Origin of the sequence: Corynebacterium sp. KPL2861, assembly GCF_040225475.1 — a bacterium.
Taxonomy (GTDB): domain Bacteria; phylum Actinomycetota; class Actinomycetes; order Mycobacteriales; family Mycobacteriaceae; genus Corynebacterium.
Map to the genome: position 1 here is coordinate 20572 of NZ_JBEHFW010000015.1, position 10191 is coordinate 30762.

Consider the following 10191-nt stretch of genomic DNA (forward strand, 5'->3'; position numbering starts at 1 on the left):
TCATGATGGCCCGACGACAGTGGTACATATGGTGCATGTCGTTTCTCCGCCGCGCCGCACTCATTGCCGTGCCCTGCTGCGCCTTGACCGCCTGTTCCTCTGATGCTTCTGATTCTTCGGCCCCTTCCGCTCCCGAGCACCTTTCAGTCGAGGTCCTCGATACCGCGCCGCTGCCAGAGAACTCCTTTACGCAAGGACTAGAGGAAGACGGCGAGGGCAACCTCCTGCTCGGCACTGGGCAATGGGGCGAATCTAAACTCATCCGCTTCTCCCCTGAGACCGGCGAGGTCCTCCAAGACCACGCCCTGGATGAATCGCTTTTTGGGGAAGGCATTACCCAATATGGCGACTCCATCTGGCAGTTGACCTGGAAGCGCGGGCAGGCGCTGCGCTATGACGGCGACTTCCAGCACATTGACACCGCCACCTATGCCGGCGAAGGCTGGGGGCTATGCGCCAACCAGGACGAGCTCATCATGTCCGATGGCACCTCTGCCCTGCGGCACATGGATCCAGAAACCTTTGCGGAGCGCTCCACCACGGAAGTCACCCTTGAGGGCTCGCCGGTAGAAAATCTTAACGAGCTGGAATGCGTGGACGGTGATGTCTACGCCAACGTGTGGGGCAGTGAAGATATCTACCGCATAGATCCCTCCTCCGGCGAGGTGACCGCAGTGATTTCTACCGATGCCATAGATAAATCGAAATATACCGATCCCGATGATGTCTTAAACGGCATCGCTCATATCGCGGGCACCGATGAATTCTGGCTTACCGGCAAGCGGTGGGATGAGCTCTACCGCGTTCGAGTAAAGTAATGGGCCATGGCAACCCGTAAGGAAGCAAGGAAAAAGTCGCTGCTGCAGATCCTCGCGCTCATCGTAGTCGTGGCGCTCATCGTCGCCTCCGTGGTGATCTTTCAGAGTTGGCATAATTCGCGGCCAGGCAAAGAGCCGAGTGAGATTGCGATTACCGCCTCCGTGGGAGATAACTCCAAGGAGGTCACGCCCTACCTCGTCTGCGAGCCGGGAACCGAGTGCCCCGAAGGCGATGTTCCCCAGTTAACGGTGGGCAAAGATGACACCTTGCATCTGAACATCCCCGAAGAGATCTCAAATCACGAATGGAAGGTGCTCTCCATTTATGATGATCCCGCCGCCAATGACGAAACCTCTCACGGTGCGAATGAAACGACCGAGGTGGATATCCCCGGTTCGGTAGATCCCATCGAGGCATCGACTGGCGAGCGCCCCCGGCTTATGGTGGTGGAGGTTTCCTCCCTCATGATTGGCACCGACGACGATGGCGAAGAAACCCCCCTCGCCACCGTGTGGTCCCTATCCACCATGGATGATTAACTATCTAAATCCTTCGCAATCGCGCGCAGGATTTCTGCTACTTGGCGCCCGGTTTTGCGCTCGGGGTAGCGCCCCGAGTTCAACACCGGCTGCACCTGCGATTCCAGCAGGGTCATAACATCAGAGACCATGCTGCCGAGCTCTTCCGGCTTACGCGACGGCGTGCGGCGGCGCGGCTTGTCCAGCACGCGCACCCGCAGCGCCTGCGGTCCGCGGCGCCCCGCCGCGAAATCGAATTCGATGCGCTGGCCCGGAAAGATTTCTTCTACTCCCTGGGGCAGGACATTCCGGCCGACGTAGACGTCTTCATCGCCCGGGTTGCTAACGAAACCGAAACCTTTCTCGGCGTCATACCACTTCACTTTGCCAATGGGCATAGGTATCCACCTCTTCTCTTGGGTAAATCCTTAAGTTTAGCTGGAAGTTATACAGAACAGAAGCTCCACGTGGCGTGTGACATAGTTCACACTGCAACCGCTACCTGCGGAAATATTGCGGACGGAACCACAATAGTCTCAATTCTTTCCCATTTAGTGCCCAGAACGTGACTATTTCGTTATAAACCACTACGCTAGCCCTCAGTGTCGCCGCAAAGAAGGTTTCCCTGCCCATCCTTTCTTCTAGGCGCAAAACATTTACACGAAAACGGGCACCACGGAAAGGACTACTTTTATGGGACGCCACTCCGCTAAGACTAACCACTTTGCCGCTAAGTTCACCGCAGGCACCGTTGCCTTGGGCGCAGCCGCTGCCATCATGGCACCGAACGCCGCCGCTGCCCCTGACTCCGACTGGGACCGCCTCGCACAGTGTGAGTCCGGTGGTGACTGGCACATCAACACCGGCAATGGCTACCACGGTGGCCTGCAGTTCAACGCGCAGACTTGGCAGGCATACGGTGGCGGTGAATTCGCCCCTACCGCTAACCAGGCATCCCGCGAGCAGCAGATTGTCATCGCTGAGCGCACCCTGGCTAACCAGGGCTGGGGCGCATGGCCCGCATGCTCGGCCTCCCTCGGCCTGAACTCCGCGCCGACCGAGCGCAGCGCTCCTTCCGCACCCGCTGAGGCACCGCAGCCAGTGCAGCAGGCAGTAGAAAACAAGTCCGATGAGCTCGCCGTAGACGCCGTCTACAACCTCGTTAAGGACACCGCTAACGCTTATGGCCTGCAGCTGCCGGCGCAGTTCACCGACTTCTACCACGCCAACCGCCACGACTTTAACGCGTTCTACTCCGCGAACCGCAACGTCATCGACCCGGTTGCGCAGCTGGTTGAGAACTTCAGCCGCTAAATAAGCACATAAAAATTCCCCTTGCCGTCCGCAGCAAGGGGAATTTTTTAGCGGTTGATGCGGGTATACGGGTGAACGTAGTTCAACTTCTCTGCCGGCATCGGCAGCACCAATTCATCGCCGTAAGGGCTGGAAGCACCAGCAAAAGGCGCAGAAATTTCCGTAATTGCATGCTCGCGGTGTTCATTGTCCGGCCACGCCGGGGAAACAAAGCCATTCTTTTCATTCGACATAGCTTTATTATTTCAAACCTCGGGCAAAAACGTAACTCAATTGGGCGCTAAAATTGTGATTTATCATGACTCAGTCCTCCCACCTCCCGCATTTTCGCACCTGGCTTAATTCCCTTTCAGAAGAGGAACTGGCCACCATCCTTCGCCACCGCCCCGACGTTTTAACCCCGCTGCCTCCCTCCATCGCAGCACTGGCTACGCGACTCCTCTTGCGCACCTCTATCGCCCGAGCGCTAGCGGAGTGTAACGCGCAACAGTTGGCGGTGCTGGAGGACATCGCCAAGCGCGGCGGCGAGCTTGCAGAGGTAGAAGACCACAACCCCGAAATTACCCGCGAGCTCAAGGAGCGCGGCCTCGCCTTCGGCGCGGTGCAGATTCCGCCAGAGGTCATGCCTGCGCTGCCCACCGGCTGGTCGCTGCTTAATCAACTCGAGGTATCGCCCGCCACAATCGATGCCCTCGCCGAAGACGAACGCCACGTCCTTGCCACCCTGGCGCGCTCCAATGGCATCGGTACCACCCGCGAGACCAATCCGTCCCACCCCGTGCCGCGGCTGATTGCGAAGCAGCTTTTGCAGCGCGTCGACTCCCAGACCGTTCGCCTCCCGCGCGAGGTTCACCGCGCGATGAAGGGGCACACCGCTCCGCACATTCCCATCGAGCCCTCCGCGCGCCGCGGCCAGCCCACCGCTGACCGCAAGGCCGATGACGCCGGTACCGCCGCAGGCCTGTCCGTGGTGCGCGGCATGCAACAGCTCATTTCTGCCCTCGGCGCTCGGCCGATCGAACTGCTCAAGGATAAAACCGTCGGCGTGCGCCCCCTTGCCCAGCTCAGCAAGCAGCTCGACATCGCGGAACCAGAGCTGCGCCGCCTGATTACGCTTGGCCTATCTGCGCGGCTCATCAACCGCGGCGAGCCGTCCGGGTACGAAGGGAACTTCCTCGCGCCCACCGACTCCGCCCAAGAGTGGCTCGATGCGGAACTAGCCGCGCAGTGGCGCGTGCTCCTCGCGGCCTGGAAATACTCCCCCTGGACCCCGTGGGAATCCGGTCGGGTGCTCTCTGCCAGCACCGACCGCCTGCCCAAATTTCGCCGGCATATTCTCGATGTCTACCTCCACTCCGCGCAGCCGCTGTCCGCGGCCGAATTTCAAGCGGATCTGCATTTTTCCTTCCCGCTTTTTGCCACGCATACCTCCCCGGAGACCATCGAGGAGCTGCACCGCGAGGCCGAATGGATAGGCGCCATCGCGCTCGGGCGAGCCACCAGCGTGCTTATCGATGGCTTCAATGCCGCCGATTCCCTCACGCCCGACACCATCGATTATTTCCTGGTTCAGGCGGATATGACCGTGCTCGTGCCAGGGCCCCTCGAGCCCGCGGCCCACCACACCCTGGAGTCCCTCGCGGATCTGGAATCACCCGGCCTCGCCAGCGTTTACCGCATTAGCGATGCCTCCCTTCGCCGCGGCCTCGACCGCGGGATGACGGGCACTGAAATCCGCGATTTCTTCGCCGCGCATGGCGATGTCCCGCATACGCTGGCGTTCCACATCGAGGACATCGCCAAGCGCCACGGCACCTTGCGCTCCGGCCCTGCCCTGTCCTACCTGCGCAGCGAGGACCCAGCCCTCTTGCAGATCGCCGCGAAGGCCGCCCCGCTGCGCCTGCTGGCCCCCACGGTCGCGATTTCCCAGCTGCGCGTCAGCGAGCTGTTGGAGCGCCTGCGCGAAAACGGCCTCTCCCCCGCTGCCGAGGACGAAAACGGCGCTAGCCTGTCCATCGCGCCCGAGCCCGCAACGCTTCCCACACCCAGCCCTCGCGCCCAGGCCGCGCCGCCGGATATCGCGCGTGCGCTGCGCAACCTCACCACCGGCGAGGCCCCGAGCCTGCCCAACCTGGATCTGGTCCACGCCGCCGCGCGCACCGCACGCCCCATCACCATTGGCTATGCCGATAAAAATGGCAATACCAAGACCCGCACCGTTACCCCGCTTACCGTCGCCGGCGGCCAAATCGATGCCCGCGCCGCCGATGGCTCCACCATCCGGTTTCCCTTGCACCGCATCACCTCCGTTACCCTAGACGCATGAACGGACCACTGATTGTGCAGTCAGACAAGACCGTCTTGCTGGAAGTCGATCATCCAGATTCCGCCGCTGCGCGCACCGCCCTCGCACCGTTCGCGGAGCTGGAACGCGCCCCCGAACACGTACATACCTACCGCATTACTTCCCTGGCACTCTGGAATGCCCGCGCCGCCGGGCACGACGCCGAGCAGGTCGTCGATGTCCTAGAAACCTACTCCCGGTTCCCGGTCCCGCAATCGCTGCTTGTCGATGTCGCCGAGACCATGTCACGCTACGGCCGAGTCCGCCTCCAGGCGCACCCCGCCCACGGGCTCATCCTCGAATCCGAAGAGCCCGCTATCCTCACCGAGCTCTCCCGCGGCAAGGTAGGAAAACTGCTGGGTTCGCGCATCGATGACAACACCATCGCCGTGGCTCCTTCAGAACGCGGCCGCCTCAAGCAAGAACTCCTCAAGGCCGGCTGGCCCGCCGAAGACCTTGCCGGCTATATCGACGGCGAATCTCACCCCATCGCGCTCAACGAGGACGGCTGGCACCTGCGTGATTACCAGGAATACGCCACCGACGCCTTCTGGTCCGGCGGGTCTGGCGTCGTCGTGCTGCCCTGCGGTGCCGGCAAAACCATCGTCGGTGCCGCCGCCATGGCAAAGGCGCAATCCACCACCCTCATCTTGGTTACCAATACCGTCGCCGGCCGCCAGTGGCGCGACGAACTCCTGCGCCGCACCACGCTTTCTCCAAACGATATCGGCGAATACTCCGGCGAGAAGAAGGAAATCAAGCCGATTACCATCGCCACCTATCAAGTGGTCACGCGGAAAACCAAGGGTGAATACCGCGCCCTCGAGCTCTTCGATTCCCGCGACTGGGGCCTTATTATCTACGACGAAGTACACCTGCTTCCCGCACCCGTATTCCGCATGACCTCGGACCTGCAATCGCGGCGCCGGCTAGGGCTTACCGCCACCCTCGTGCGCGAGGATGGCAGGGAGGGCGATGTGTTCTCCCTCATCGGCCCGAAGCGCTACGATGCGCCGTGGAAAGAGCTGGAAATGGCCGGCTACATCGCCACCGCGGAATGCATTGAGGTCCGTGTAGATATGGACCCAGAAGAACGCATGCTCTATGCCACCGCGCAGCCGCGCGACCGCTACCGCATCGCAGCCCAAGCCTCGGCTAAGCTCCGCGCCGTCGATAAGATCCTTGCTTCCCACGACCAGCAAGCGCTCATCATCGGCGGATACGTGGACCAACTGCGCGAATTAGGTGAACACCTCGATGCCCCCGTCATCGATGGCACCACCTCTACCGCCAAGCGCGAAAAGCTCTTCCAGCAATTCCGCGAGGGCGAGCTGGCCATCCTCGTCGTTTCCAAGGTGGCCAACTTCTCCATTGACCTGCCCGAAGCTGCACTAGCCATCCAGGTCTCCGGCACCTTTGGCTCCCGGCAAGAAGAGGCCCAACGCCTTGGCCGCCTGCTGCGACCGAAGGAAACCGAGGCGCTCTTTTATACCCTGGTCACCCGCGACAGCCTAGATGCGGACTACGCTATGCACCGCCAACGCTTCCTCGCCGAGCAAGGATATGCCTACCGGCTCATGGACGCAGTAGACTTAGGACAATGAAGATCTTTAAGTTCGACGTTGACGAGTCCTTTGCTAAGTCCAATAATGAGCTACTTCGTGATTCCAACCGCCTGCGCGTGTCCGGGCTTATCTTCGGGCTGATTCTCGTAATCGCCGGTGCCGCCGTGTGGTGGAGGTTTTCTTGGGGTATTACCTTGGGATTAGGGCTTATCCTGTTCGGCATTGTCGTGGCGATTGTCGGCGTTGCCGCCGCCAGCAAGGTGGGAACGGCGCAATCTCTCTATGACTCCTATCCGCTGGCTCCCGCCGTCATCGCGGAGGTCAACGAGCGTGACATGGTCCTCATGGCTTTGGTCAATACCAACGTGGATCCTTCCCTGCCCCCGCGTTGGGGCGCGTGCCTGCGCACGGTGACCTCCATTCCCGGCGTCCAACGCACCGTGGGCACCAAGGTTCCAGTCGCCGCCGTGTCCGGCCAGCGTTCTACTTCCGATAAGGAGCATTGGCAGCAAATCTCCCCCATGCCCATTGCTTGGGGAACCCCCGATGCTGAAACCGTCACCATCGCCCGCAAATCCATCCCCCAGGAACAATGGCAGCGCCTAGAGCGCGCCCGAAAGCGGCTTTCCGATGTCAAATCCACCCGCTATGACCTGCTCGTCCTCTAGTCAGGACTCTCAAGCACCAAATAGTTTCTGGTGCTTTTTCTTTTTGTGGTCTAAGAATTGCTTCCAGGTGTAGTGCCAGTGTGTGTTGTGGGTGGCCAGTGGTCCTTTCGGGTGGTCTACTTGGTAGGTACGGTGCCGGTGCCTAGGTCCATGTTGTAGTTGACGCGTCGGTCGGTTTTGATGTTGTGGTGGTGTTGGTAAAAATTCACTGGATTACTAATCCATGAAATGCTCTAACTCTTATGGGGCATCCTGTTGTAATGATGACCTTTCAGCCACCGTAGCAATCACGCGGGCAAGTAGCAGAGTTACCTCAAGCCGCTCCTATATAGAGCGGTATTGCGGTAGAAGAGCTTACTCTGACGGACCTGACCCCCGACGTGTCCACTGTCCGGGGGTCAGGCCCCTGCTTCGACCATTCCTGTTGAGAAAGGGTACCTAGAATTGGAAGACGATAAAAACGTAGAGAACTTTGTGGACTGCCGTGAAATCCGCACGGTTTTCAAACCAACTTGGGTGAGCTGGTGGTTCCACAAGATTTTTACGTTCCCGCGCGTTGAGTGCGATGGGATCGTAAGCAATTGTCACTGGGGAAGAGACAAAGCGTTAGTGAGGGATGGTGGGACGGTTACGGTTGGATTTAGTTATCGTATTTTCCATGATACGAAAATTAGATGTAAGAGCTCCCCTATCGAGGTTTCCCCTTCACATGCTGAGTTAGAAGCCAAGACAGCCATAATTAACAACTCCCCGATGACTGCCGTGCTCTACTAGCATTCGTCTCGAGCCTATCGATGGTTCGGGCTTTCTCATGCACAGCTTTAATGCGCGCACGGACCTGACCCCATAAAAATGAAAACCACACCATCACAATTTTCATTGTGAGCGGATGTGGTGTGTGTACGTATAAGTACACAGATTTGCAACTGGACGGCAAATGGATACATGCAAATCACGTCAAAGACTAAAATGCTGATAGCAATCAGGTTAGATAGCCCTGTTTAGAATATTTAATCTACGAGAGTGTCGCAAATAGTTTTCAATAATTCTAGTCGAATAAGCCAAGCGTGATGGGCAACATGATCACCTTGTAGTCGGAATCCCCTACGGAAGGCCGTTCTTGATACCGCGAAGCGCGTTAGCAAAGCGGAGGACCAAAATCGTCTAAATCAGTCGGAGCTGACCCCCGTTTGGTCCGACCTAACGGAACGACTTAACCGCACGTGGGGTGAACTCAATCGACCAAGCCACACTCGTCCTCTAACTCCTGCAACGAGATTGTGTCCAATTCTCCGCATCGGGCTGCTTCGGCTTCGGCTTCGAGCGCATACACATACTCAAGTTCATCTAGGTAGGAATCTAGGGCCTTGCGAAGATAGAAGGCCCCTGTCCGTCCAGTCCGCGAAGCAAGCGCATCTAGGCGCTCCTTTTGCTTCGCGTTAACGCGCAAACTGATCACTGACTCGCTCATGTAAACACGCTTACAACAAGTTAACGGATTTGTACACCCGTGAGCAGTGTCCGTACATTGCTGTCCCTACCTGGTGCCGTTGACTTCATGGTTGCCTATAGGAACTACCTGGGCGTTTTAGCGGTAGTCGAATTAAGAAATAAGAAAAACCTCGTCCAGTCGCCTTAAAATGACATGCCGTTCGGCGTAGCGACGGCGCAGGCCTGTCAAGAATGCATTGAAGTCCGCTTCCCAGGGCTCCCCTAGCTCCGCCGACTTTTCCCTCATGGTCTGCAGCAGCTCGATGCCCATATCGCGACCAACCCGAGTCGAATCTAAATACGTTGCGACATCGTCGCGAACGAAGGGAAGAGCCTGCTCCGGGAGGTCATCAAGGAACCGTTGCGCCATTGACTGTTCCATTCCCGCCTTTGCGACGGTTCTCCAGGCAAGTCCAGGGTCTTCAAGGCACAAGTGCTGGAACATCGCTAAGTCCCACGGCTTCGCCGCCAACGTGGCTTGTATATGAGTCGCAGAATTCGCCTTGTCGGTGCCCGCAGCATAGAGTTGCTGAGCGGACGACAGTTCTGGATATGTGTCGAATACACTGCGAGCCACGCGCTCCGAGTGTTCGGGAAAATGCTCCTTAGCAAGTACGGCCCAACGCGAAGCGATATTTCGGACTTCCGCTGGGGCGCACTCACCAACTGCCTTCTCGGACCAATCGAAGGCAAGATCGTAGCGGCCGATATTACAAAGGCCGGCAATAATCTCCTCATAGCGCGACGCCGCACTTCCCTTGAGACCATGGGTACGAAGGACGGCCTCACTAGCTCCTTCTAGTACCGCTAGCCGACGCCCCACGTATCCACTACCTTGCTCCGCCGTATTCCACGAACGGATGCGAGCCACCCCCTCTTCACCAAAGGCAGGTGCCAAATAGACTGGGTCGAGGTCGATTTCTTCCGCTGGGAGAATCTCATTCATTCGTATAAACCAGCCAGCCAAAGCGCAACCAGAATAACTAGCTCGCTGCGCTGCGGAAGGAACTACCCGCGCCAAGACTTCGCCGGCATCCCTTACGGCATGGGCATAATCATTCACCCTGGGGATAGTCTTAAGAATCTCTTCTACAGCGTCTAGAGAAACAAGCACAATATCGGACAAACTCGGCGGCACAATCCCGAGAAGTTGTGCAGGATCCTCCACTGCTTGTTCTAATAGCTCAGCAGCTTCAAATATGCGGTCGCTGTAATACACTCCGCGTTCACCCTTGTACAGATCAGGGTCATTGGTCCGAACGAGATCGGTCACCGCCTGTGCAAGAGTCCTCATAGGCTACATTATAGAAAACTATGGGATCACGAAGAAGAGGGGCAAGCACACCTTTGGAATCGGTGTCCTTGCCCCTCTCGGTACTAACGTTATTTTGTTGTTTTTGTTGTTTGGTGTCGGCGGTGACTTACTCTCCCACAACCTCCCGGTTGCAGTACCATCAGCGTGTACAGGCTTA

At 58.3% G+C, this 10191-nt stretch carries 10 protein-coding genes; 6 read left to right on the forward strand and 4 right to left on the reverse strand.

Going from position 1 to position 10191, the window contains the following annotated elements; all coding sequences use genetic code 11:
• Window positions 1-2 precede the first annotated feature (2 nt).
• A complete protein-coding gene (locus tag ABRP84_RS10645) occupies window positions 3-818 on the forward strand; it encodes a glutaminyl-peptide cyclotransferase (protein WP_349853727.1) in 816 nt (271 codons plus the stop codon).
• Window positions 819-824: 6 nt separating this feature from the next.
• Entirely contained in the window at window positions 825-1358 is a 534-nt protein-coding gene (locus ABRP84_RS10650; RefSeq protein WP_349853728.1) for a DUF2771 domain-containing protein, read from the forward strand.
• Here ABRP84_RS10650 and ABRP84_RS10655 read toward each other — a convergent pair.
• On the reverse strand, window positions 1355-1735 hold the full coding sequence (locus ABRP84_RS10655) for a cold-shock protein (protein WP_005281859.1): 381 nt from the start codon (window positions 1733-1735) through the stop codon (window positions 1355-1357). The genes ABRP84_RS10650 and ABRP84_RS10655 overlap by 4 nt on opposite strands.
• Before the next feature lie 295 nt (window positions 1736-2030).
• On the opposite strand from ABRP84_RS10655, the gene ABRP84_RS10660 reads away from it, so the two are divergent.
• The gene (locus ABRP84_RS10660) at window positions 2031-2651 is read left to right on the forward strand and encodes a resuscitation-promoting factor Rpf1 domain-containing protein (protein ID WP_349853729.1); all 621 of its coding nucleotides are present in this window, start codon (window positions 2031-2033) and stop codon (window positions 2649-2651) included.
• 47 nt (window positions 2652-2698) lie between these two features.
• On the opposite strand, the gene ABRP84_RS10665 is transcribed toward ABRP84_RS10660, so the two are convergent.
• Window positions 2699-2884 (reverse strand): hypothetical protein, encoded by a 186-nt coding sequence (locus ABRP84_RS10665; RefSeq protein WP_349853731.1) that lies wholly within the window; start codon window positions 2882-2884, stop codon window positions 2699-2701.
• Between the two features lie 65 nt (window positions 2885-2949).
• On the opposite strand from ABRP84_RS10665, the gene ABRP84_RS10670 reads away from it, so the two are divergent.
• Genes ABRP84_RS10670 through ABRP84_RS10680 form a run of 3 tightly spaced genes read left to right on the forward strand, consistent with a single transcriptional unit; the run spans window position 2950 to window position 7228 of the window.
• Window positions 2950-4977: a helicase-associated domain-containing protein gene (locus ABRP84_RS10670; protein WP_349853733.1), complete on the forward strand. Its 2028-nt coding sequence runs from the start codon at window positions 2950-2952 to the stop codon at window positions 4975-4977.
• Window positions 4974-6599 (forward strand): DNA repair helicase XPB, encoded by a 1626-nt coding sequence (locus tag ABRP84_RS10675; protein WP_023025841.1) that lies wholly within the window; start codon window positions 4974-4976, stop codon window positions 6597-6599. Before ABRP84_RS10670 ends, ABRP84_RS10675 begins: the two co-directional genes overlap by 4 nt.
• Complete coding sequence (locus tag ABRP84_RS10680; protein WP_023025839.1) at window positions 6596-7228, forward strand: DUF3239 domain-containing protein; 633 nt, start codon at window positions 6596-6598, stop codon at window positions 7226-7228. Before ABRP84_RS10675 ends, ABRP84_RS10680 begins: the two co-directional genes overlap by 4 nt.
• Before the next feature lie 1234 nt (window positions 7229-8462).
• On the opposite strand, the gene relB is transcribed toward ABRP84_RS10680, so the two are convergent.
• Window positions 8463-8699, reverse strand: coding sequence for a type II toxin-antitoxin system RelB family antitoxin (relB, locus tag ABRP84_RS10685; RefSeq protein ID WP_023025830.1), 237 nt, complete (start codon window positions 8697-8699; stop codon window positions 8463-8465).
• Window positions 8700-8831: 132 nt separating this feature from the next.
• Window positions 8832-10013, reverse strand: coding sequence for a hypothetical protein (locus ABRP84_RS10690; RefSeq protein WP_349853734.1), 1182 nt, complete (start codon window positions 10011-10013; stop codon window positions 8832-8834).
• Between the last annotated feature and the right edge of the window lie 178 nt (window positions 10014-10191).